This window comes from Legionella stuttgartensis, from assembly GCF_977063405.2.
The window spans coordinates 332,103-356,331 of sequence record NZ_CDRUHA020000060.1 but is presented as its reverse complement, the minus strand read 5'-3'; the positions used below and the strand labels follow the sequence as shown (position 1 = coordinate 356,331).

The following is a 24,229-nucleotide window of genomic DNA, read 5'->3' as shown; positions in this document are numbered from 1 at the left end:
AAAGTGCCATCAGAGCATACAGAGTATGCGAAGCTTCCGAAGTAATATTTTCGCGAAAGATAGGCTAAATACAGCCGCTCAGTGAAGAGAGCGTAAACGTTAATTAATGTTTTACCAATTGACAAAATACATTCATCATCGCAATTTGCTCGACGTTCGTTGGGATCGCATCAAGCAATGAAGGCGAATAGACAACAATCGCCAAACTCTGGGCTCGAGAGATGGCAACGTTTATTCTGTTTTTATCAAAAAGAAAATTAAGTCCCCGAGGCGATTCATCTGCATTGCTCGCACACATACTCAAAAAAACGATTGGCGCTTCTTGTCCTTGAAATTTATCGACGCTTCCTACTTTAGCCTGTTCACCAAGTGCAATCCTTAATTTATTCACCTGATGATTGTATGGGGCCACAAAAAGGATATCCTCCCAATCGATTACTTTTTGTGTGCCATTTTTATCCTTAAAAGTTCTGCCTAACAGTTCTTTGCTTAACAATACAATCTGCTGGACCTCTTCATCACTGGCTTGAGTATTTCCCTCATGAGTGACGGGTACAGGGATAATTCCTGCTTCTTTATTCAGCAACCCCTGATATCCCTGAGGAACGATGACTAATTGATGTTCATTTTCAGGGGCAGTTTCCAGTTTGCTTTCATAAATCGCATCACTGATAAATTGATTTACTGCAGGATGCATTCTATAGGTAGTACCCAGAAAAACTCCCATAGAATCTGGAATTGTTGGGGTGGTGTGTAACAAGTACTCTAATATGGATAAACCACTTTCTTCAGGATGACTTCCTTGGGAAGGTTGTCCCAACTGCATTTGGTCGCCCATTAATATAATATTGTGCGTTGAACGACTCATGGCAATTAAATTCGCCACACTCACCTGTCCAGCTTCATCAATAAACAGATAATCAAAAGCACCAGCTAATTCCTCTCTACTCAACCCCCAAGCGGTAGTGCCTACAACACACCCAGGTTGAATGAAATTAACAATATCTTTATTCTCCAGTATAGCAATATCCAAAGCGTCAATTTTGCCATCGGTATTACGTATACAAGCAAAGTGTCCTTTTATTCCTTTTTTGTGGCAATAATCGGCGGTACTCAATAACAAATTATTGATTGCTTTATGGCTATTTGATGAAATGCCTACTTTTTTTCCTCTCTGAATAAGCTCGGCGATCAAATGTTTCCCGGTATAGGTTTTCCCCGCACCTGGAGGTCCTTGAAGTGTTAAATAACTATTATTTAAATTTAAAACAGCACGAATAATTTCATCTAATCGTTCCTCGGGATGATGACTTGGGGCTATCGCGAATCCTTCAGGATGATCCTTAATTCGCGGGTAAGATTTGTTCAGAAAATCCAATATCGCAGTATTTTCAAGTAAGCCTTGTTCAAATAAAGCAGCCTGTTTGGCAATTGCATCAGGAATCGAATGAGGATCTACATATTCATTTGGAATCAAGGTAACGGGATCATCTACTTTATTTTTCATTTGTAAGACAATAATCCCATGTTCTAAATCACTGTCTTTTTCATAATAATTGGCAGTAACTGTTTTCCCCTCTGCTGTTTCCTGACCTAAAATAAAATATTGCTGGGCTCCTCCTTTAAACTCCTGTTCTGGATCAAAAAAATACTCATAAGCCATATTGCGCGATTTTGGTGAAGGCTTATACGGTGGTTTAGGAGTTCGTCGGCAATAGGCCAAGCAATCAATGTCATCTAGTAGTTCTTCTCCAGTCAGACCCAGACGTTCAAACATACGCCAGAACACGGGTTTGGCTTCACGTCGATGAAACTCAATTGACCATGCTAAAATCAAATTGATTTGGGCTAAGGGTAAATTACCCTCTGCTTTTAAGGTTTCTGCCTTAGCCAGTAATCGATCGCGTAATAGAATACGCTCACTCAATTCTTCCTTGACCTTGAGTTCAACAGGTTCCGTTTTACCTAAATAACTAATACCTTGTTCTTGTTGTCGCGCTCTTAACCAATCAACCAACTCCTGAGTGGAATAACAATCATCAATATTGTAAGCGCGAATATCATTTAATATTTTTGACGTTTGCCAATTTTCTCCATCTGGATTTTCTCGCCAATGTTCGTAAACAACGACTGAATCCCCCCCAGATCCCACCTTCGTATCCCGTTTGGCTCGATATAAATGCTCTATATTTTTAATGGAATAACGCGGCTCACCAATAATTAGAGACGCTTTGACGATTTTATATAAGTCAACAAATACTTCATTACGTAAAAGCTGGTCCACCTCCTCTTCGCACACACCATATCGCCCCATGAGTCGGCGACATGCAGAAATTTCATAGTTGGCATAATGATATATATGCATTTGCGGATTTTCTTGCCAACGCTGATAAACCCACTTTATAAACGCTTGAAAACTTTCTTTCTCTTGTTCTGAATTATGAGCCCAAAAATCCTTATACTGGCGTTGACCTTGCTCATCAAAATAAGCAATCCCCCAAAGATACTCCAGTCCTCCTTCTTCAAGAGGAAACCCTTCAATATCAAAAAATACATCTTGGGATGATCCAAAAGGTAAAAGCGCCAAGCCTTGCTTGTGACCTGGAACATGATGGATCATTTTATATAAAGGAATGTCCTTGCCACTACTTTCTTTTTGGATTTTAGCTTGTTCTTGCAAACGCGCAAAACGATCCGGTTTAATTCCTTTTACCCAGGAACAATCTGCATGAGCTAATGCAGTCATGGTCTTAATATCCGCCTGATACAGCTTTTTGATTTGTCCTGCCGTAATGGTTGCAACCTGAATTAGATGATCTGCATTGACTAATAATTCCTCAGCATAAGTGCTCCATCTTCCCCAACTTTTAGATGCCGCAGGATCAGGACATGCAGTAGGATCAAAATTTTGCTGCGCCAATAAAAACTGGTGTTTCAAATTCTGATAAAAATAAAAATAATCGGCAGTACGGAAGCGTCTCTGCTCCTTATTTCCTAAAACGACGGTGATGTATTCTGTTCGACAACTCTGCATGGCTTCGAGCATTTCCGCATAGCAACATAATTGCAACAGAAAACTAGGTTTCACCGAGCGGGCAAGTTTGGTATCCCAAACCTCATAACTGTACTCACCAAATCGACTTTTCCCTGCAGTTTTTATTAAAAAATCTGCATAACCTTGAAAGGGAAGCAATTGCAAATGAGCCTGATAGATCACATCGACCCCATCATTCATGGCCGTTAATGTTGCTTCATATGAATTGGTCTGTTGATGCAAATTCGCAACAGATAATCCTTGTTTTTCAAAAAAGGCCAAGAGCTCTAATTCATGTTGATGACCTAAATGCTGCAATACATCAATTAAATCATCTTTCTCATCAGGCGGAGGTAATAAGTTAGGGTGCACCACGGCAAGATGCTCTATCCAAGAGACGAAAGGACTCTCCATAAACTGAGTGAGATCCGATGGTGAAAAAACTAATTGACTGGATTTAATATACATTTTGGCAAAATTGAATATTAGATTAATTCAAAGTATATCAAAACATCCGCACTGTGAACTATTTCAACTAACTTATTGATTTTATGGTGGTTTAAAATTTTGAGCAAGAGCATCGAAAATAATATAAAATCCAGCTCTATAATGCCCTTGTACTTAGTCACAATATAAAAATGATGAATAAAAACGAAAAAATATCCCCAGAGGTAAACATATCCCCAGAAAGTCAAAAAACATTAAATCGAACAGTTGGTTTTTTAACCAGCTCTTTAGCGCTTTATGCCCTACTTCGCAAAGGCAATTACAGAGCAGCTTTTCTTTTGTATGAGAAAAGCGGTGGAGGTGGCTTCAATATTTATAAGGAACTGGGAAATGGCAAATTAAGACGCTGTTTTGCCATTGACTATCATCCGTTTTGGGATAAAAAAGCCAATCAATCGGTTTGGAAATTACATTATCATCGCGGTGAAAATGAAAGCCAAATGAAGAAACATAGACCCTATCAGGGGGGATGGTAATCCACTTTCACGGCCACGTCATCCTAAGGAGTTTGCGACGAAGGATCTCCTGATTTTGACACATAACAATCTTCTGGAGTTCCCTCGTTGCGTTGGGGATGACGTATTCTCCGCTTTTTGTAGCCTGGGTGAAGCGCAGCAGAACCCAAGATGGTTGCCTAAACATTCACTGCGCTTCACCCAAGCTGCAGAATAGAAAGGAACAGTGCAATTTGGGTTTACATGGCTCCTTAAATATCCTCAACAGGTTGTTGTTCTAAACTCTTCGCTCCAGCCCAACGTGGAAAAAATGGGCCCAGCTTTTTGATAAAATCATAGGCCATCAATAATGCACCTAGAGCAAATACAACATCCCCAGGTAATCGTAACCATTGCCATAACAAGGTTGTATTATAAAATTCAAGGCTTCGTGAATGAGCAAAACCATGTTCATACACATCCATCAACTGCGCCCAACCAATAGGAAAGAAATTCAATACAATCCATAAAACAAGACCCAGGTTATATAACCAAAAGGCCCAAATTCCTAAACGATCACTCCAGGGGTAGCGATCTCCTGCGGCATAACGTAAGCAAAAATAAATTAAACCAAGACCCAATAAACCAAATGCGCCAAATAATGCGGTATGGGCATGATTTAAAGTGAGAAAGGTGCCATGCTCATAATAATTTACAAGTGGAGCATTGAGCGTACCGCCACCAAATACCCCTGCACCAACAAAATTCCAAAAAGAAGCTCCCAATATATAGATGTAGGCCAGGTTATAAGTAAATGCACGCTCTCGTTTAATCAATTGACGATGTTCAATGGAATCAATAATAAGAAGAACCAAAGGCAATACTTCAATAAATGAAAACATAGTGCCTAAAGGCACCCAGAGATCAGGAGTACCGGTCCAATACCAATGATGACCCGTGCCAATAATACCGCCTAAAAATACTAAAATTGTTTCAAAATACATTGTTCGTTCTGCTAGAGCACGGGAAACTAGTCCTGTTCCCATTAAAAGATAAGCAGTAGCGCAAGCTGCAAAAAATTCAAATGACTGCTCCACCCAAAGATGGACCACCCACCAACGCCAAAAATCAGTGATGGTGAACGACTTTTCAATTCCGGTTAACGGAATCATGCCAAAACAATATAATACAGCGATATTTATCGTGCTTGCCCAAAAAAGATGCTCTAAACGAATACGCCCTGTCCAAAACTCAACGGTTGCGGTTTTTAAGCCACTCCACGTCGGCCACATCCCACGGAACACGATAAAGCTCCAGAGGAAAAGCCCCAAACAGAATCCAATTTGCCATAATCGACCGAGCTGCAGATAAGATAATCCCTGATTACCTATCCAAAACCAGGATTCGTTCACATACCCCATAATTCCCAAGTAATTACCAACAATGGCGCCACCAACAATAAACAGAGTAACCCAAAACAGAATGTCGACAAGAAGACCTTGTCTTTTCGCTTCTTTTTTACTAATAAGCGGGGCCATAAAAACTGCAGCGCTCACCCATGAAAGAGCAATCCAAACAATCGGGGTTTGGATGTGTACATCACGCAAGAAATTAAAGGGTAAAAATTCATTAATATTTATTCCATAAAAACCCGTACGCTCTGCATAATAATGTGCCATAATTGCGCCCACAGCGATTTGAATCAGCAAAACAAGTGCAACAATTACAAAATACTGCCCCACCTTACGCTGACTCGGCGTCAACGGCTCAAATCCCCAAAATACAGGCGTTTTGAATGCATCATCAGGCCCACTTAAAAAGCGATGATAAATATAAAGTACTGCGCCAAATCCTAAGAATACGAAACAAAACGATACCCAAGTCCAGAAGAAAGTATTGGATGTAGGTGTATTACCCATTGTAGGTTCATAAGGCCAATTATTGGTATATGAACTATTTTTTCCGGGTCTATGGGCAATCGTAGTGAGCGAAGAATAAATAAGAAAATCAGCCGTCTGTAAGGCCGTTTGCTCATTCAAACTGTACGCTTTAGTCCAACCTGCTTCTGGATCATGATTGAGTAGCGTTTGTGAAATTTGATTTCGTAATTGTAATATTGCATCAGCAACTGGCTGCGACAGCATGCTGGTTGGCTCACTCAGATCCGTCTGCTGTAAATCTCGTTGCATTGTTTGGCGCACCACATATTGATTCCCTTCGTCCAGACTCATAAAAGGTTTGCCAAAACGTTGTTGTGCTATTTTATCCTCTGTAATTCGACCAAGGCTTACTAAATATTTTGCCGTATAATCCTCGCCAAAATAAGAGCCCATCCCATAAAGACTTCCATAATCCATAAGGTCTGCACGTTGAAAACCTGCTTTACCCGCGACTATATCATCTGCGGTCATCACGATCTGTCCCGAAGGAGATTGAAATTGCTGCGGTAAGGGAGGAACAAGTTGATAGGTTTTATAGGTGCCCCAAATTAATACAATAAAACAAATGATTGCCGTAATTAAAAGAACCCATTTTAATACGTTGGAGACTTGATTCGAGTCTATAGGCTCAGCATTTGAGGGTAGACTATCCATTGGACACATTCCTTATGTGAATATTCTTGTTTGCTCATAAATAAGCTCATAATTTTATAGAAGATTTATTGCAAAACAAAGTCCTTCATCGAATTGATTTTTGAGCTTGAATCATTATTTTAGAGCTCTTTTTTCATATAACTTTTTTAATAACAAATGAAAATAAACGAGCCCTGCATAGGGGTACAGTTTTGCAGTAATTTCCGCTATTTTTTTATAATCAGGCTTCTTATCCAGATGGAGCAATTGATATAAATTGTTTTGTGCGCCCACATCATCACCAGGAAAAATATCAATTCGTCCCAAACCGCGTAATATAGCATATTCAGCAGTCCAACGCCCTATTCCTTTAAAATGACCTAAAAAGTTAATGATCTCATCATTGGATTTATTCTTCAAGGAACTAAAACTTGAAGGATCGTCCACGATTGCCGCTGCGAGTTGAATTAATGTCTCACTTTTGTGAGTGCTATAACCTATTTTTTTAAGTTCAGAAACAGTGCAACTAGCAACCGCCTCTGGTCTTGGAAATGCATAAAGCACTTGCTCTTTATCCTGTAGGCTTATACTTAAGAACTCGGTCAATCGATTTTGAATTTGTAACCCTGCATCTAAAGATATTTGCTGGCAGGAAATCGCATTAACCAGTGCTTCAAAAATGGAAGGGAATCGTGGTGGTTTAAGGCCCTTAAATTGGCAAACAAGGGAATTTAATTGAGTGTCGTTTTTGATGATTTGATAAAAATCATCAAGATTTTGTTTTAAACCCAGGACCATCTCTAGTTCATCAACGATTCGGTTTGAAGGTAGCTCGTGGCATTCGCTTTCTAGAGAAAGCAACAGCTCCGGCTCATTGAGCCCTTTTTTTTGTTCAATAACCACTTTGACAGGTACATTGTCTATGACTAATAGTCTTGTGTAATGTTGCCCATCCCAGAGATCCACATTATTTTTGGTTCTTCTGCGTAAAGCAAAAACAGTATAATCCAATCTAAATGGCGCCACCGGATGTAAGATAAAAGAGGCGTTCATCTCAAATTAACCTACCCTTTCGTTGAAAATATTAATTAATCCTTTTAATACACTAGGCAAATAACGCTATAATTTCCACTTGGGGATCTACTCACCTATTCTAGTCTCGAGGAGAATGCATGGCTGCTTTTAATGACGATTTGATTTGTTATAAACAATTACAAATAACCCATGATGGGAAGCTTAAATTCTTTCTTGAAAAACACAGCACCAAAGAAGGGACTTGGGGTAAGTTACATGTTCATACCGGTGAAATTGATTTTGTTTTTTTAGATGGAAATGGAGACGAATTATCTCGCCATCGCTTGAATAAAAAGAATGCACAAATCATAATTCCCCCCGCTTCGTGGCACAAAATAATACCCATCAGCCCGGTTTTTAATGCAACTTTAGACTTTTATTGTAAAGCCCATCGCTATTTTGATAAAAAATACAAATTAGGTAATGTACATACTGATTTATATTATGTTTATACCACCTACCTCCAGCAACAAAACAAATTAAATGTTCTTGATGTAGGCTGTGGTTCAGGAAGAAACCCTCTTTTCTTCGCACTCAAAGGACATGCGGTAACTGGAATGGATCATAATGAGGCGGCAATAGAGAAAATTCGTCAAATAGCTCATGATGAAAAAATAACCACCCTTACTCCCGTACTTCACGATCTTCATCATCCGTTAAAGCTTAAAAAAGAAGCTTATGATTTAGTCATTGCAACCGTATCGCTACAATTTTTAAATGCGGAACGAATTCCATCACTTTTGCACGAATTACATGAAGCAACCGCAGTGCAAGGATTTCATTTTCTGGTCTTCCCTATTCGCTCAGAGCAATTTGAATTACCTTCATTCTTTACTTACTTGGCGGATCCCGAAGAACTCTACCATTATTACCAAGACTGCGGCTGGGCAATTTTAGAATACAGAGAAACCCTGGGAAAACTGCATAAGCTTGATGAATCAGGCAAACCTATTCAGGGCCTCTTCGGGCTTTTACTGGCGCAAAAAACGCAATAACTATTGCTTCATGCCAGAAAAGATTCTGAGTCTTTTCTGGAAGACTTATCATGCCCCTATCGATTAATTTTACGGATGTATCGATTGCTGAACGCTAGGTCGGTCAAATCCCATTTTTTCGATAATATTGGCAACTCTATCATCATCGTTAAATTTTTGTTTGAGAAACCGCAAAGCTTCTTTAGGAATTTCTGTGTTTGGACCTTTATTCTCGAATCGAACAATATGATTCAAAGTTTTCCCAGAAGACTCCATTGGATAACGCTCATTATTCCCGAAATAAGTAGTTTCAAAACCCTGCTTTTGCAGCAAGCTTCTAAAAACAGCAGCATCTTGAGGGTTATCAAAAGCAATTTTGAATGTACCATTCATTGCCCCCTTCCCAACCACTGGAATATCTGGAATTGAAGAAGAGGTCGTCATCAGCGTGCGAATCATTGTACTGACTTCCTTATTGGAATCAGGGGTGGGGGGGTTGTGAGTCAGTTGGTGCAACGAATTTTTCACGCGCGAAGAAGGAAAGCTGTCCTGTTTTGGCATGGCGTCAGGCAAATGCTTACTGAGATGAATAAGATCCGTTTTGCTGTGATTTCGGGTCATAATACCACGAGCTCGCTCAGATAAATCTCTGGGATTTTGAACGACTAAGGCGGGATGACCTTCTTGTTGATGTATACGATTGCGCTCTTCCATCAATAAAATTCCAAGCTTATTACCTGTTTTAGAATAAGCCTTGATTTGCCCCCCTGTTTGCCAACCCCAATTACCATCCTGATTTTGAGGGCTTCTACTCCCTGTATCTTCTATAAGACAAGCATTTTCTGTTTCTTTCAGTGCTTTTCGGACTAAGGGATTTTCTAATTTTGCCTGAATTGCCCTTTTCATCGCCTCGTCTGCTAATTTAAAATCTGCCCATTGTTTATCTTGCCCTAAATTTCTCGCATTCTGCGCGTCTCCCTTAAGAATCTTCTTTAGATATTCTTCATCCTTAGGATCTTTTTGATATTGGAAATAATGCTCGACCGTGGGAAACGTTCTTTCTCCAAACGGAGTTTGCATTTTAATGGGGATTTCTGCGTAATTAGATAGAATTCCCCATCCCTCATCTTCTCTATCAAAAGCTACTACATTAACACTATCCGAACGACCTTGGTAACTACTATGATTTGAAGAACCACTTAATTTTTTAATTGCACCTTTATATGATCTGGCACTCAAAGGCATAACAATGCTCCAGCTTATCTCTACTACAATATCCTTATTATAGTTGATTTATTTTTGAACACCCTGTGTATGGAGATTGTCTTTCAAAAGGATTTTTTTTCGATAACTTATAGTGTTTGATGAGTGCAGAAAAATTCAATAATAAGTTCCTATCCTTTAACACAAACAATGGGTATAAGCTTAGCGACTTTTTTTGTTAATCCCGATGCCTGGGCCGAATCAACAACAAAATCAACATTTTTGTACGCCCCAGGAGCTTCCTCTGCGACACCACGATAAGAACTACTGCGAATTAGAATGCCTTGTTGTGCTAATCGCTCAATGATTTCACTACCCCGCCATTGTTTGGTTGCTTGATGTCGACTCATCGCCCGTCCTGCACCATGACAAGCAGACCCGAACGATTTATGTTCAGCACTTGCTGTTCCAACAAGAACATAAGATGAAGTTCCCATACTGCCACCAATAATCACCGGTTGGCCTACATGGCTAAAGGCCTCGGTTAATTGGGGGTGTTGCGGACCAAAAGCTCGCGTTGCTCCTTTGCGATGAACAAATAAACGCATCATTTTACCCCCTACCTCATGCATTTCTTCCTTACAGGTGTTATGCGATACATCATAGATGAGTTTTATTTTCGTTCCTGGCATCTCATTCTGAAAAACCTCACGCATAAAATGAGTAATAATTTCACGATTTGCCAGAGCACAATTAATTGCTGAGCGCATCGCGCCTAAATAACGCTCACCCATTGGTGAACGAATTGGCGCGCAGGCTAATTCCCGATCAATGAGTTGAATACCATGTTGTTGTGCATTAATTAACATGGAACGCAGAAAATCAGTTCCAATTTGATGGCCTAAGCCCCGAGAACCACAATGGATACTTACTACCACGTCTCCTTTGGCTAAACCAAATGCGGCAGCTGTTTTTTCACAATATATGGTACGTACCTCTTGAATTTCTAAATAATGATTTCCTGAGCCTAAAGTACCCATTTCACTTTTTTGTCTCTTTTTGGCATGTTCTGAAACATGTTCGGGTAACGCCCCTTCTACTCGACCATTATCTTCAATTCGTTCCAAATCTTCACGTTCACCATATCCTTGCTTGACAGCCCAAACAGCGCCCCCACGCAGCATATCATCCATTTGCTTCATCGTTAGATTAATACGACTTTTGCTACCTACACCTGCAGGAATATGGGCAAAAAGCGCATCGGCCAGTTGCTCCTTGTAAGGTTCAAATTCTTCGCGTTTAAGACCTGTAGATAAAAGTCTTACGCCACAAGAAATATCAAAACCAACACCACCAGCAGAGACCACGCCGTCATTATCTGGATCAAATGCTGCAACACCCCCAATTGGGAATCCATACCCCCAATGGGCATCAGGCATCGCATAAGAGCCACGAACAATGCCTGGTAAAGTCGCTACATTGGTAACTTGTTCATAGACTTTCATATCCATATTGCGGATCAACTCTTCTGAAGCAAAAATAATCCCAGGCACACGCATGTTCCCATGTTTGGGAATTCGCCACTCAACATCACTTATTTTTTCTAACAGATTTAAGTCCATTAGCTTCCCACCTTAATTCCTAAGGGCCTATTGAAAATGAATTTAAGTTTTACACATCAACTACACATTGTGCGACCCAAGAATTATTGCTGTGATACACTTTTAATTCGGTGAACGTAGCACCTTTGACTTCTACTGCAGGTTGATGCCGTTTGATATCTACTGACTCTCCTGCAATTATAGCAGTTAACTGCAAATCCCTAATGGAGACATCGAACTGACTAAAGAGCATATTATGAACTGCCATTTTATAAATAATGGCATTTAACCAGTCGACGAATAAAATCTCCTCGCTTGGAGCCTCACACGTTATATGCAAGGTCTTGGCAGGTTGGACCAATTGTGCGTTAGTAATCACGTTGGTCAGAGCTAAAGCCCCCATGGCAAAAGCGGAGGATAAAGTAGAACCGTAGCCTCTCACCCCTATATCTGATTCGTGAGAGAAATGCTCCCATGTTTTTTGCGCACTCATTAGAATCCCGTTCTTATTTGCTTGAGAATGACCTGAATTAGCGAACCCTAGTTCAGGAGAAAGATACTTTAACCTTTGAAATAATGATGATCCAAATCCAAAATTTCTACCGAAAACATGATATTTAATTTATTTTCTTCTGTTTTAAAAAAATCTTCTAACAAATCAAAAAGCTTTTTAGCAATGTTTTTCTTCTTCGCATCATCTCTTCCCGGAAGTATTTTCAGAGTTAAATGTACAAATGCATTTTCTGCACTTTGATCGCCAATAAAAAACAAGGGATGCATAATACATCTGCCCCTACAATTTGATAATTGAGTAGGGAGTTTTTCTGCAAGCATATGGTGTAATTTATCAAATAACTGATTTAAAGGCCGAGACTTAATATTATTGCTTAATTCTAAAATCAAATGAGGCATAATAATCAAACTTAAAAAATTAGCATTGTAAATCATAACGTGGTTGGAGGAGATGTTGCAAAGTAAATCACCCTCACTAGCCTAACGCTTTGCATATACCCCAATAGATAGAATAACCATTCCCATCCCTATAGATTGTCCAGAGGTCAAACGCTCACCAAGCAGCATCCAGGCAATAAGTACTGTAGCCAAGGGCATCACCGCCGTAGATAAGGAAGCCATTACTCCATCTACTTTTTGACAACCAAAATTCCAAAAAACATAAAACAAACCCGAACTTAAACCTAAAATGATCAAAATAAGCCAATCTACAGGATGAATGGTTAAATCGACCCACGAACTAAAACTCAAACAAAACAATAATAAAACGGCATTGATTGCATTCAGCAATGAAGAAATTAAAAAGACTGGCAACGTATTCGCATGCATTTTACTTAAAATATAATAGGTTGCTTCAGGCAAAAGAGAAATTAAAACAAGTGCATCCCCTTTAAAAGAATGATTCACTCGCATCCCAGCAAGCTTATCACATGCAATCACAATTAATCCCAGTGTGGCAAACCCTACACAAATGGCTTTCTTACCAGAAATTTTCTCACCAAGAATAATCCAGGACATAATCGCAATTATCGCAGGCAACGCACTGGTAATAATACCTGCCACATTTGCATCCGTAGCATTTAATCCCCATAGAATAAGGAAATTAAACAATACCCCTGCAGAGACTGCCTGCGCCGCAATAAAACACCAATCTTTGCGTGTCAAACGCGAAAAATAATAACCAACCGGTTTAGTTTTAGCTGCTGTAAACCAGTGCAAAGGAAATAAAATGATCGCCGCCAAAGTAAAGCGAAGTGTTAATATAACTAAGACTGGAATTGAAGAGAGGACGTACTTGGAAAAAACAATATTTACCCCTACCATAATTTGAGCCAAGATAAGGAAAAACATACCCTGTAAAAAAGAAGCACTGGATTTATTCATAATAAATTACTTCATTGAAGGACACATGAAACGAATTCATAGCTTATCAATTTTGAACTTAATTTGAATTATCCATTTCACGCATTTTATGTGCTGATAACGCCTTTATTCTCCATTGTGACGGAGAATCACCAAATACGTTACTGAATCGTCGACTAAACGCAGACACATTTTCATAACCTACGGCTAAAGCTATGGCCTCAATAGAACAATCTTTAGAGGACAGTAATTTCTGAGCATGGTGTAATTTTTTAAATCGCCAATACTCTCCCATACTACATCCTAGAGCAAGTTTAAATCGGCGTTGCAATTGGCTTACGCTTAGATAGCAGTATTGTGCCACGTTACTTACATCAACTGGATTGGCGAAATTTAAATCAATCCAGTTTTTTGCCTTAATCGCAACGTGATCCAACTCAGGAGAGCACGATTTAGTGGCAAAATGAATTAGTAGTTGATTAATTAAAGAATCAGCAAAAATATCCCCTTCATGATCTGCCAAATAATGATGGGTAAAATATATGAGTTTTTTAATGTTCGCAGTTAAATCAAAAGCATGCGATCCGCGTTCTTCGAGCAGATGGTTTTGGGTAGGCACATCAATCACTAAAAAAAGATTTTCCCTACTCCCAGCAAAACAATGCCGTTCATTAGGCGCAATAAATACGCCAACATGATTATCCACAACCCCAGAATAATAACCAGCTTCTAACTCCATAGAGCCAGAAAGAGGAAGAACCCATTGTGCAAAATCATGGGAATGACTACAACTTTCAGTATGATAGGAACGAAGCTCCATACGATTGGTAATCAATTTAACTACTCACTAAAACAGTTTCAAATTAAAACGACCTATTATATCAGGAAATGAAATATAGTGTCCCAAAGATACACGTCATCTGACCTATTTATACTTAAACATGAGCGTATTCTCGCTTTAAAAAGCCTTTACAGTTGAGCAAGTTCACCACATAATGGTCAAATATTTGTTTTACTCATATTAACCCATTCGTCTCAATCCTATTTTTTGGAGTCTGCTGTGCAAGGTAAAAATGATTTAGCCAATCAATCCCTATTCTCTTTAGAAGAGCTCTTTGAGGAAACTGTAGAGATACACCATGTGGGTTCTACAGCAACTTCGGCCATGAAGATATTAATGTTACGCAACCAACAAAGTTATCTCAATGAGATCAATAGATTAGCCACTATATGCGCGCAGTTAATAAAACAAGGTTCTACAGTTGCCCCTTTAGTACAGACGATGAAATCCAGTATGACTGCCGGTTATCAAGATGCATTGAATAAGGTAACCAGTGAAATTGGTCTAGGACAATTTCAATTGAACCGCACCAATCCACAAACAGTTGCTGGACAAAATTTGGAAAAACGCATTAGATCCATGAGACGCTATAAAGATGAAATGTCACTCACAGACATTATGGAAGCAGTGATCACCGATACCCTGGTTCAAGCAAGTGCAAAATTTGGCGCCGATCTTGGTGATTTTGACTTTTTGAGCTGTAGCTCGCCAGTTGTTATATTATAATTTTTAATCATCGTAGCGGCATTCACAACCACGTCATCCTGAGGACTTTGCGACGAAGGATCTCCTGATTTTGACTCATATCGATCTTCTGGAGATCCCTGCTTTACCCAGGTATAACTAATGATTAATATTTGGTTACTACAATTTCATTACTAATACATCGGTAGGATGAGAATATAATTGATTCTCTGCAATAACTTCGGTCTGGGAATTTTCCTTGGCAATCCCATAAAATCGATTTAATGAAGGTTTTAAAGTATCCAGCATGATAAATTCTGCTTTCTGTGCTTTTGCTATTTCTTGCGCCGCCTCAATTATCTGCTTACCCAATCCTAATCCGCGATAGGGTTTGTCCACATAAACATACATTAACTCACTCACAGCAGGCGCTTTAAATTTCTTGTTATTAAACTCCGCCGCCATTTCTTTAGGAAAAATAGCAAAGAGCGCGACAGGTTCACCACCCAAGGTTCCTACATATACATAATCCTTCAAGCCATTAAGAACCGTCTGGCGAAATGCAACCCCTTTATTGCGAATATATCCCCACTCACCTTCTATCCAAGTTGCAGCTAGAGACAAATGCTCCATACATTCTGATAACGGAGTAAACTTCAATTTATGGTTAAATAACGCCGTGCTAAAAAGTATCATATTACATCCCCATACTTATTTATTTTATCTTGCTCTCTATGGAAGATCTTATCATTAATTGAGTAATCCCGTAATCCGCTTTGCTCCTTACGGGCTATGCTTGCTATAATCTCATAAGATATACTGATTAAGAACTGGAGTCTTTTGCCTCATGTCTCTCTGGAAAAAATTTAAAGAGTTTTATAATGCTTCAGCGGAAAATAGAATAGGATTTTATAACTTTCTTGCCTTTCTCGTTATCCCTATTCTAGGCATGACAATTTTGTACGTTTTAGTTCGTTTTTTTTGGATAAAATCCTGAGTAACTGCAGTAGTTAAGGCAGGGCCCCTAGGCCTCCTCAACTGTTTACAGTTTAAATTTGATGGCTCAAACAACCTAAGTTATTGTCACCTAAGTCCTTATATTGTCATTCCCGCGCAAGCGGGGATGACATAATTACCTTGATGATAATACCTAGGCTCCTATAGCCTTACTATAGGACCATTATAAAACTATTTGGCTTGTTCAACTTTTATATCGTGAGAACCTGTTCTAGATTCTGTTTTTTTAGGTAAATCAACCCAAAGCATTCCTTTTTTAAAGGTTGCCTTCGCTTTAGCCAAATCAACAGTTGAAGGTAAAGAAATAGAGCGCTCATATCGTCCAAAACTAATTTCTCGGGAAATATATTTTTTACCTTCATTTTTTTTCGAACTGGATTTTTCGCCACTAATAGTGAGCACGTTGTCAGATATAGCTACTTTAATATCTTTTTCATCCATACCAGGCATTTCTAATTGAACACAAAAATGCTCTTTATCTTCAACAATGTCCATTGAAGGAGCAAGATCCATTTTTTCAAATTTTCCCCAATTAAATCGAGATGGAGAAAAAAAATCATTAAAATCGCTAAATAATCTATCCACTTCATTTTGAAGACTTAAAAACGGATTTTGTGGGCGATTAATTTGAACGGAAGATCCTTTACTGGACGAACCTTTACTTGGGGTTCCTTTCTTAAATTGTGTCACTTTGCTCATGATGCACCTCCATATAATCTATGCTATTTATAAAATTTTGGTACATATAGTAGTTTTGTCAAATGAATGTATAGAGCAAAAACAGCGAGGAATTGCGCTCAATTCGTCTCCACCCAACGAGGAGGATTTCGATATTGCAGCCAGAGTAATAGAAAAGCGAGAGCAGGCATTAGAATATCAGTCCAAAATACAGTACCCGCATTACCTGGTTCGAAATTATGGGCAGTAAACATTTGAGAAAGATGCACAGCTGCAGCCCCCCATAAGAATACGGCAGGAGCTATAATCGTTGCAGCACGAAACGCTATGTTGCTTCTAAAGCTAATTATCCCATTGATAGCAATTCCCAAGCTTACAAACCCCAACTCCATTTGAAATGGGCTTTGTGGCCAGCCAATAAACTGTGCGGTAAAATCGCCAAAGAACACATGCATGATAAAGTTAAATATAAAGGACAGACCAATATTAAACAGCAAAAACCAGGAAAATATAATTTCAATAATTTTGACTTTATCCATAGGCCTGGATTGGATCAACCATCCTGCGAGCGAGAATAACAAACCTAAAATAAAAAAAGTCACTGTAGGATTGCGCGCTGCCAAAATAATCAGATTGGTCATAGTACCTTCCATAGATAAGATATTGTATTTAAATATAAATTACCTAAAAAAAACTGCAAACACAATTCAGGCTAAAAAGGACCTGGAACTTTTACTAGTGAAACTCATTTGTTCTTTTTATGGCGTTGATGAAACACATAATACAAACCCGGCAAAACCAGTAGTGTTAAAAAAGTAGAAGAAATAATTCCGCCAATGACTACGGTTGCTAAAGGTCTTTGTACTTCTGAACCGGTGCCCGTTGCCAAAGCAATAGGTACAAACCCCAAGGAGGCAACCAGTGCGGTCATTAATACGGACCTAAGTCTTGCCAAAGAACCCTCCAATACTGCATCCTTTAAATAGTACTTTTTCTGCTCCCGCAACTTATTGATAAAAGTAATCATCACAAGACCATTTAAAACAGCCACCCAGATAAAGCAATAAACCCCACCCCGGCAGAAATAGATAAGGGAATCCCTCGTATACATAGTGCAAATACGCCCCCAGTGAGCGCAAGAGGAATACCTGAAAAAACTAAGAGTGCATCACGAACATTTCCAAAACTCATGAATAATAATAAAAAGATACCTAATAAGGTAACGGGGTACCACAAGCTCTAAGCGTTGTGATGCAGATTGCAATTGCTCAAACTGCCCTCCCCAAGTAATCCAATAGCCACTGGCATCCCTTACCTTTAATTATTCCATTCCATAATACTGTTTCAGTGTAACCTGATTTACTCTGGTTTTATACCATTTAATTGCTATAACTGATTCAATAAACACAAACTTTTTAGATCATTGCATTTTATTAGGATTTGAATGAAAGGAATATCGATACCTAGATAATCTAAGAAACAAAAATTGGCTAAGTACCATAAGCTATTATTAGTATTATGAACAATAAAACGAATACCAATCCAGGATACTGGTATGCCATTCTTTCTGCCGTATTATTTGGCGCCGCGACACCAGCGGCTAAATTTTTATTAGATAAAATTCATCCATTGTTGTTAGCGGGATTACTCTATCTCGGGTCTGCTATTGGGTTATTCTTTATATTTTTTATTCAATCCTGCTTATCAAAATCAGCAACAAAAGAGGCATCGCTGAAATATAGTGATGTACCTTGGCTTTGTAGCGCTGTATTCCTTGGGGGTATTCTTGGCCCGATTTTTTTGATGATCGGCTTAATGAGACTTCCTGCTGCATCGGCCTCATTGCTATTAAATCTTGAATCGGTATTTACCGCCTTAATTGCATGGTTTGCTTTTAAAGAGCACGTTGACCGCAAAATCGCTTTAGGTATGCTGTCGATTGTTGTTGGAAGTTTCATGTTGTCCTGGAAAGGGAATTTAAATTATCAAAGCTTTTCAGGTCCGTTACTGATCGCTGCTGCCTGTTTGTGTTGGGCAATGGATAATAACTTTACACGAAAAATTTCTGCGGCAAATCCTCTGCAAATCGCAATAATTAAATGCCTTGTTGCAGGATTGACTAATACGTCTATTGCTCTGATCTATGGAGCCATTCTTCCTGCATCGGTGTTTGTATTCTTTGCAGGAATAGTGGGTTTTCTAGGTTATGGGTTAAGTTTATTATTCTTCATCCTAGGCTTACGTTACATAGGTACTGCGCGAACAGGGGCTTATTTTTCCCTGGCACCGTTCGTTGGAGCAGTATTTGCAATTCTCTTTCTAAACGAAGCAGTAAGCATTCAGCTTATTCTTGCGTCTCTCTTTATGGGATATGGTATTTGGTTACACGTTTCAGAGTTTCACGCTCATGGACATCAACATGAAGAAATGGAGCATGAACATCGTCATGTTCACGATGAACATCACCAACATGAACATCAACCTACCGATCCACCCGGCGTACCTCATACTCATTGGCATAAACATAAGCCTTTATATCATTCCCATCCTCATTTTCCAGATATTCATCATAGGCACAAACACTAAAAAGACCCTCTTTTCAAACCTGTTATCGCTCATATCCAACCGTTGCCATGGATCTCACTAGGGGTTATCCAGAATAAACTATAAAGATCACATCGATTACTATGATCGTTCTTTGTGTAAGAAATGATTAAGAACTAGGTTTTCCCAACACATCGAAACAAGATAATCAAGCTATCTTGATTTAATGTATATTTGTTGGGAGTTAAAATGAAAATACCAATTCAAAAAAATTCACAAATGAAAGAGCTTTTAAACCTGATCCACGATTTAAATCAACCATTAACAGCAATTAAAGCCTATCTTGGCGGTTGTGAACTCAGACTACAAAAAAATGACCTACATCCAAAACAAATGCTCGGGGTCTTGCAAAAAATTAATGAACATACTGAGTTATTAAAAAGTAAAATTGAATTCATGAAAGAGCTTTCAACGCAAGAACGATTATTGGAAGACTCTATTGATCTTCAAAATATTATCACAGAGATTATTTCTCTTTATTCCTATGAAATAGAACAACACAATATAAAATTAACCCTGAACTTCCAAAAAAATTTTTCCGATTTCCATATCAATCAATTTCAGGTCAAACAGGTTTTATTTCGTTTATTGAAACAATGTATTAATACCATAGAAAAAAATAAGATTCCTGAAGCAAAATTAGAGATTCAAACTCATAAAGAAAAAAATGCAGCGAAAATTATAATAAAAAGTAATTTTTTAATAAGAGAAGAAGATGTTGAAAGCGAACTAATTTATTGTCGTACCTTACTTAATAAAGATAATGATAACCTACTTGCTGAATTGTTTATGGATGCAAGTTGTTTTCAATTAATTCTCACTAAGGGTAATGGATATGCCTTCTAAAAATGTAACTGTTTTTATTGTTGATGATGATCCTGAGATATGCCAATCATTTCAATGGTTATTTGAATCGATTAATCTTTCAGTTCAAACTTTTAAAAATGCTAAGGATTTTCTTGATAATTATACGAATCAACCCGGGTGTTTAATCATCGATGTGCGAATGCCAATAATGAGCGGTTTAGAATTATTGGAGCATTTGAACTCATTAAATGCTCCACTTCCAGTGATTGTAATCACGGGTTATGGTGATATTTCAATGGCAATACGGGCTATGAAAGCAGGAGCTGAAGACTTCATTCTAAAACCGGTCAACCATCAGAGTTTATTGGAAACAACGCAAAAATGTCTTAAAAAAATTAAAAGCAGTACCATTCCATCGCAGTCTAATTTTCACGATCGCATAAATAGTTTAACCAAACGTGAAAAAGAGGTTATGGATTTAGTTGTTGAAGGCAAATTAAATAAACAGATTGCTTATGAACTTAATATATCTATATCAACAGTCGAAGTCCATCGTGCGAATGTTATGAGAAAAATGGAATCAAAGTCTTTAGCTGAGCTTATAAAAATTAACCTGATGTATGCTAGAATCATCGATTCGCCTACATAAAACATAGCTCAATTGATTTTTTTTTGCACTCCTATAAGTGAGGAACTAAGTTATATGTCAATTGCAGTAGAATATAATTTACTTCAAACCTAATTTATTAAAGGTATTGCTGCGGCAACACATTTTTTTAACTTTACTACTATAATCCATGCAATTAGAAAAAAAAGAGCAATTCATTTTATTGGTTGAAGACAACTGCGCGGTCCAAGAAGCTTTAGTTTGGGCTTTAGAATATGCAGGATACATAACTATGACTGTTCAAAATGGTGAAGAAGCATTAAATCTGCTTGATAAGGATCCTCTGCCGATGGCTATTTTTTTAGATCTTATGATGCCTGTTCTCGATGGCTTTGAATTTCGAGAGAAAAAAAAGATATCTCCGCGGCTAAAAAATATCCCAACAATTATAACCTCCGCTAAAACTAATTTGGAACAAATGGAAAAAATGCCGTATGAAACTTTTTTACCCAAACCTTTTGAACTTAATGATTTATTTCATGCCCTAAAAAAAATCTTGTAATTCAAAGATTTTACTCTTTGTGCGCATATGCGACTTGTTCCATTTTTTATAGACATCGAAATAAGTCGCCATATTTAGTTTATAGAGTAGGTAGGAACGGAAAAATTTTAAATCAAACAATTAAGCACGTTATTTAATAAGTTACAAAATTGCTTTTCAATTTAAAAATATAACATTGATAAGAAAAAAAATATTATGTAATTCATTCGATGAGCTAAGGTTTACCCTATATTTGAATCAGCAAATTTGAAATATAGTGGATCATCTTAGGAGGAGCACAGATTGTATAAAAGTTATGCTATTTTAATCGGTTGTTCTGCTGGCGGGATCCAAGCTTTACAAAGCTTAATTGCTCCTTTCCCTGCTGAATTTCCTGCAGCAATACTTATAGTAATGCATGTTCATTCGATTTGTCGATTAGATCAAATAATAAGTCGTTATTCTAAAATTCCTGTAAATAAAAATCGAGAAAGAATTTCAAATTACTAAAGAAATGGAAGGTCACATCATTAGTACGCCTCCATTTCCCGCCCTGGTTTTAGATAAACAGTTTAAGATCCTTTTAGCTAATGAGCACTTTAAAAAACAAATTTAATGAACATAAAGAAAACATCCTGGCCCAAAATATTTTCAAATCAAAATTAAAGTTAGATAAAGATAAATTGAAACATTTTTTAGAGGAATTTAGCACCAAACAAATTACCTACTATGAAGGGATGCTAGGGATTGATAATGATTCTCTTGCAAAATAGCAATTCAAAAATTATTGGATTATGTATTAGTTCTTTTTAAAATGGGTAAATAGATAAATAGATAGATATCGGTGGAATTCAAATTCATTTGAATTCCCTTACTAGCTTAGGATTTTTAAGAACGCGTGTTCTAGGAAATAGAAGAATTTTTTAATCCGACTTTAAAGGAAACTATAATGGATTCAACGGTTATTGAAGAGTCGTCGTCCCAAATTCAAAAAGAAATTAAACACTTACAAGACCGCCTGCTATTCAAAAGAAATAAGTTAAATGAAAAAGAACAAGAAATAAGCTCCCTCCATACAGAAATAGATGAATTAAAAAATCAATTTATGGAATTTTATGATTTCAATTCCTCAGCTTTTTTTACTATCGATGAGAACTTTCTTATTCATGCTGTAAATTTTCAAGGCGCTCTTTTACTCGAATACACCCGTAAGCAATTAATAAATCAGAATATCTTAAATTTTATTAATCCTTTTCACGAAAATACATTAAAAAAATGTGTCCAAAGCCTAATCAAAAAAAATGTGAAACAAGTTTGTGAAGTAGAATTATTACAAAAAGGAGGGAACCGAAGATATATCAATATCGAATGTTTCTTTACCAAAGATAAGTTAATTCTTTTGCTTCTTAGAGATATAACATATATACGTCAATTAGAGTCACAGCAAGTTCAATTAAATCAATCAATTGAGACCATTACCAATTTATTGCAAAATGTTTCGGACTCTATAGCTACTTTAAACAGTGAATTTAATTTTAAAGTAGTCACCCCATCTTTTATTAACTATTTTTCTAAAATTTTTGCCCTAAGAATCGAACGGGGAATGAATTTCTTAACGCTTATTTCTGCTTTCACAGAATATAAACAGCAGTTTACTCAAGCGTGCCATCAAGCGCTTTTAGGAATAGGAACCAGTATTTTAATTGAAAACCCTTGTGGGATACCTGAAGCTAATTTTTGTTTTGAAATAAATTTTAATCCCATCCACAACCACACTACCCAAAATACTGAAATTATTTTGCTAATTAAAGATTTAACCGAGTTTTATTTACAAAAAAAATTAAAAATGAAGGAACAAGCAAAATTAGTGGACTCTATTCGATTAAATACGATGGAGGGAATGGCATCGGCCTTAGCACATGAAATGAATCAACCTCTGACGGCGATTTTTTTATACAGTCAAACATGTCTTTTGCAAATAAAAAAACTTGTTGAAGAAAATCAATTAGATCCTAATTTATTATCCTTAATGAATAAAATTATTACACAAGCAAAACATGCTGGTGAGATAATGAAACGATTGAAAAGTTTTATTTATCAAGATGTGTATTTACTCGAGTTAACCGATTTGAATTCACTAATTAAAGACACAATCATTTTTTTAGATTATGAACTAACTAATTCAAAATTAAAAATCAATTTAGAATTGGACCAAGATCTGCCTCAGATAAATATGGATAAAATTCAAATAATGCAAATCATTATTAACTTAACTCGAAACAGTATTGAAGCAATGCAAGAAATTCCAAATCATACCCCAGAACTCACCATTCAAACCAAAAATGAAGAAGAGCATGTTGAAGTTCATTTTCGTGATAATGGTAAAGGGGTAATTCCGGAACACATAGGTAAAATTTTCAACTCCTACTTTACCACAAAAAAACAAGGAACCGGTTTGGGTCTTAATATTTGCAAGAATCTCATAGAAGCCCATGAAGGAAAACTTTCGATACGAAATCATAATGGAACAGGGGCCTGGTTTGTTTTTACTTTACCCAAGTAGCTTTCTTGTTGTGTAAATGGGATGCCGTTATTGCCTCATAATGATACACTGTCAACTTTAAATCATCACAACGGATTTAATTCGACATTTATTGATTAATATAGGATCTTAAATATGATAACAGCATTAGCAAAAAACATTACGTTGGCGAGTCTTCTTACCGGAATTTATATCAACGCATATGCACATACTCATCATGAAACAAGTTCTATAGGAAAGCCTGTGGCGGCAACAAAAAAAACCAAAATCATAAAGGTAACGGCTTCAGATGATATGCGCTTTACGTTTTCAGAAAAACCTGAACCTCGTGAGGGTGAGATTATCACATTTGAAGTGACAAATACGGGAAAAGTCGCCCATGAGTTTTCCATAGGGGATGAAGAGGAACAAAAAGAACACCAGAAAATGATGCGTGCCATGCCAGGAATGGTTCATGAAGATGGAAATACAATTACCATTAACCCAGGCGAAACCAAAAAACTGACTTGGAAGTTTCAATCTAGCTCAAAACATGAAGTGGTTTTTTCTTGCAATATCCCAGGTCATTTTGAAGCAGGGATGTATATGAAAACAAACGTTGCAAAAATTTAAGATAAACTACTAACCATAAAA

23 protein-coding genes and 1 pseudogene are annotated in these 24,229 nt (G+C 37.5%); 11 read left to right on the top strand and 13 right to left on the bottom strand.

Annotated features, from left to right (window positions below; translation table 11 throughout):
• Window positions 1–103 precede the first annotated feature (103 nt).
• Window positions 104–3,502 (bottom strand): TM0106 family RecB-like putative nuclease, encoded by a 3,399-nt coding sequence (locus tag ACWTEW_RS20965; RefSeq protein WP_454780449.1) that lies wholly within the window; start codon window positions 3,500–3,502, stop codon window positions 104–106.
• Window positions 3,503–3,672: 170 nt separating this feature from the next.
• Between ACWTEW_RS20965 and ACWTEW_RS20960 the strand changes: the two genes are divergently transcribed.
• On the top strand, window positions 3,673–4,017 hold the full coding sequence (locus tag ACWTEW_RS20960) for a hypothetical protein (RefSeq protein WP_454780448.1): 345 nt from the start codon (window positions 3,673–3,675) through the stop codon (window positions 4,015–4,017).
• 230 nt (window positions 4,018–4,247) lie between these two features.
• Here ACWTEW_RS20960 and ACWTEW_RS20955 read toward each other — a convergent pair whose 3' ends face one another.
• On the bottom strand, window positions 4,248–6,569 hold the full coding sequence (locus ACWTEW_RS20955) for a nitric-oxide reductase large subunit (RefSeq protein ID WP_454780447.1): 2,322 nt from the start codon (window positions 6,567–6,569) through the stop codon (window positions 4,248–4,250).
• 114 nt (window positions 6,570–6,683) lie between these two features.
• Window positions 6,684–7,601: a DNA-3-methyladenine glycosylase family protein gene (locus ACWTEW_RS20950; RefSeq protein ID WP_454780446.1), complete on the bottom strand. Its 918-nt coding sequence runs from the start codon at window positions 7,599–7,601 to the stop codon at window positions 6,684–6,686.
• Between the two features lie 119 nt (window positions 7,602–7,720).
• Here ACWTEW_RS20950 and tehB point away from each other — a divergent pair, with 119 nt between their 5' ends.
• Window positions 7,721–8,617: an SAM-dependent methyltransferase TehB gene (gene tehB / locus ACWTEW_RS20945; protein ID WP_454780445.1), complete on the top strand. Its 897-nt coding sequence runs from the start codon at window positions 7,721–7,723 to the stop codon at window positions 8,615–8,617.
• 69 nt (window positions 8,618–8,686) lie between these two features.
• Here tehB and ACWTEW_RS20940 read toward each other — a convergent pair whose 3' ends face one another.
• The 6 genes from ACWTEW_RS20940 to ACWTEW_RS20915 all read right to left on the bottom strand — a co-directional run bounded on the left by ACWTEW_RS20940 (window position 8,687) and on the right by ACWTEW_RS20915 (window position 14,095).
• A complete protein-coding gene (locus ACWTEW_RS20940) occupies window positions 8,687–9,841 on the bottom strand; it encodes an NADAR family protein (RefSeq protein ID WP_454780444.1) in 1,155 nt (384 codons plus the stop codon).
• A gap of 149 nt (window positions 9,842–9,990) precedes the next feature.
• A complete protein-coding gene (locus tag ACWTEW_RS20935; RefSeq protein ID WP_454780443.1) occupies window positions 9,991–11,421 on the bottom strand; it encodes an RtcB family protein in 1,431 nt (476 codons plus the stop codon).
• A 49-nt stretch (window positions 11,422–11,470) separates the two neighbouring features.
• The gene (locus tag ACWTEW_RS20930) at window positions 11,471–11,893 is read right to left on the bottom strand and encodes an archease (protein WP_454780442.1); all 423 of its coding nucleotides are present in this window, start codon (window positions 11,891–11,893) and stop codon (window positions 11,471–11,473) included.
• Between the two features lie 68 nt (window positions 11,894–11,961).
• Window positions 11,962–12,312 (bottom strand): 5-carboxymethyl-2-hydroxymuconate Delta-isomerase, encoded by a 351-nt coding sequence (locus tag ACWTEW_RS20925; protein ID WP_454780441.1) that lies wholly within the window; start codon window positions 12,310–12,312, stop codon window positions 11,962–11,964.
• An 81-nt stretch (window positions 12,313–12,393) separates the two neighbouring features.
• On the bottom strand, window positions 12,394–13,296 hold the full coding sequence (locus tag ACWTEW_RS20920; protein WP_454780440.1) for a DMT family transporter: 903 nt from the start codon (window positions 13,294–13,296) through the stop codon (window positions 12,394–12,396).
• A gap of 58 nt (window positions 13,297–13,354) precedes the next feature.
• Window positions 13,355–14,095, bottom strand: coding sequence for a helix-turn-helix domain-containing protein (locus ACWTEW_RS20915; RefSeq protein WP_454780727.1), 741 nt, complete (start codon window positions 14,093–14,095; stop codon window positions 13,355–13,357).
• Between the two features lie 240 nt (window positions 14,096–14,335).
• On the opposite strand from ACWTEW_RS20915, the gene ACWTEW_RS20910 reads away from it, so the two are divergent.
• A complete protein-coding gene (locus ACWTEW_RS20910) occupies window positions 14,336–14,842 on the top strand; it encodes a hypothetical protein (protein ID WP_454780439.1) in 507 nt (168 codons plus the stop codon).
• A 138-nt stretch (window positions 14,843–14,980) separates the two neighbouring features.
• Here the strand turns inward: ACWTEW_RS20910 and ACWTEW_RS20905 are convergent, their stop codons facing one another.
• The 4 genes and pseudogenes from ACWTEW_RS20905 to ACWTEW_RS20890 all read right to left on the bottom strand — a co-directional run bounded on the left by ACWTEW_RS20905 (window position 14,981) and on the right by ACWTEW_RS20890 (window position 17,686).
• Window positions 14,981–15,496, bottom strand: coding sequence for a GNAT family N-acetyltransferase (locus ACWTEW_RS20905; protein ID WP_454780438.1), 516 nt, complete (start codon window positions 15,494–15,496; stop codon window positions 14,981–14,983).
• 492 nt (window positions 15,497–15,988) lie between these two features.
• Window positions 15,989–16,516, bottom strand: a complete 528-nt coding sequence (locus ACWTEW_RS20900; RefSeq protein WP_454780437.1) for an Hsp20/alpha crystallin family protein — start codon at window positions 16,514–16,516, stop codon at window positions 15,989–15,991.
• Window positions 16,517–16,614: 98 nt separating this feature from the next.
• Window positions 16,615–17,136, bottom strand: a complete 522-nt coding sequence (locus ACWTEW_RS20895) for a DUF6790 family protein (RefSeq protein WP_454780436.1) — start codon at window positions 17,134–17,136, stop codon at window positions 16,615–16,617.
• A gap of 104 nt (window positions 17,137–17,240) precedes the next feature.
• Window positions 17,241–17,686 (bottom strand): annotated as a pseudogene (locus ACWTEW_RS20890) (efflux RND transporter permease subunit).
• 327 nt (window positions 17,687–18,013) lie between these two features.
• Between ACWTEW_RS20890 and ACWTEW_RS20885 the strand changes: the two are divergent.
• The 8 genes from ACWTEW_RS20885 to ACWTEW_RS20850 all read left to right on the top strand — a co-directional run bounded on the left by ACWTEW_RS20885 (window position 18,014) and on the right by ACWTEW_RS20850 (window position 24,208).
• A complete protein-coding gene (locus ACWTEW_RS20885; protein ID WP_454780435.1) occupies window positions 18,014–19,081 on the top strand; it encodes a DMT family transporter in 1,068 nt (355 codons plus the stop codon).
• Between the two features lie 207 nt (window positions 19,082–19,288).
• Window positions 19,289–19,945: a sensor histidine kinase gene (locus ACWTEW_RS20880; RefSeq protein ID WP_454780434.1), complete on the top strand. Its 657-nt coding sequence runs from the start codon at window positions 19,289–19,291 to the stop codon at window positions 19,943–19,945.
• Window positions 19,935–20,555 carry a response regulator transcription factor gene (locus tag ACWTEW_RS20875; protein WP_454780433.1) on the top strand — a complete coding sequence of 207 codons (621 nt, stop codon included), beginning with the start codon at window positions 19,935–19,937 and terminating at the stop codon, window positions 20,553–20,555. The genes ACWTEW_RS20880 and ACWTEW_RS20875 overlap by 11 nt, the downstream gene beginning before the upstream one ends.
• A gap of 148 nt (window positions 20,556–20,703) precedes the next feature.
• The gene (locus ACWTEW_RS20870) at window positions 20,704–21,075 is read left to right on the top strand and encodes a response regulator (protein ID WP_454780432.1); all 372 of its coding nucleotides are present in this window, start codon (window positions 20,704–20,706) and stop codon (window positions 21,073–21,075) included.
• 282 nt (window positions 21,076–21,357) lie between these two features.
• On the top strand, window positions 21,358–21,564 hold the full coding sequence (locus ACWTEW_RS20865; protein ID WP_454780431.1) for a chemotaxis protein CheB: 207 nt from the start codon (window positions 21,358–21,360) through the stop codon (window positions 21,562–21,564).
• Window positions 21,565–21,644: 80 nt separating this feature from the next.
• On the top strand, window positions 21,645–21,827 hold the full coding sequence (locus ACWTEW_RS20860; RefSeq protein ID WP_454780430.1) for a hypothetical protein: 183 nt from the start codon (window positions 21,645–21,647) through the stop codon (window positions 21,825–21,827).
• A 176-nt stretch (window positions 21,828–22,003) separates the two neighbouring features.
• Complete coding sequence (locus ACWTEW_RS20855; protein ID WP_454780429.1) at window positions 22,004–23,617, top strand: PAS domain-containing sensor histidine kinase; 1,614 nt, start codon at window positions 22,004–22,006, stop codon at window positions 23,615–23,617.
• 114 nt (window positions 23,618–23,731) lie between these two features.
• Window positions 23,732–24,208: a cupredoxin domain-containing protein gene (locus tag ACWTEW_RS20850; protein ID WP_454780428.1), complete on the top strand. Its 477-nt coding sequence runs from the start codon at window positions 23,732–23,734 to the stop codon at window positions 24,206–24,208.
• The last annotated feature ends 21 nt before the right edge of the window (window positions 24,209–24,229 follow it).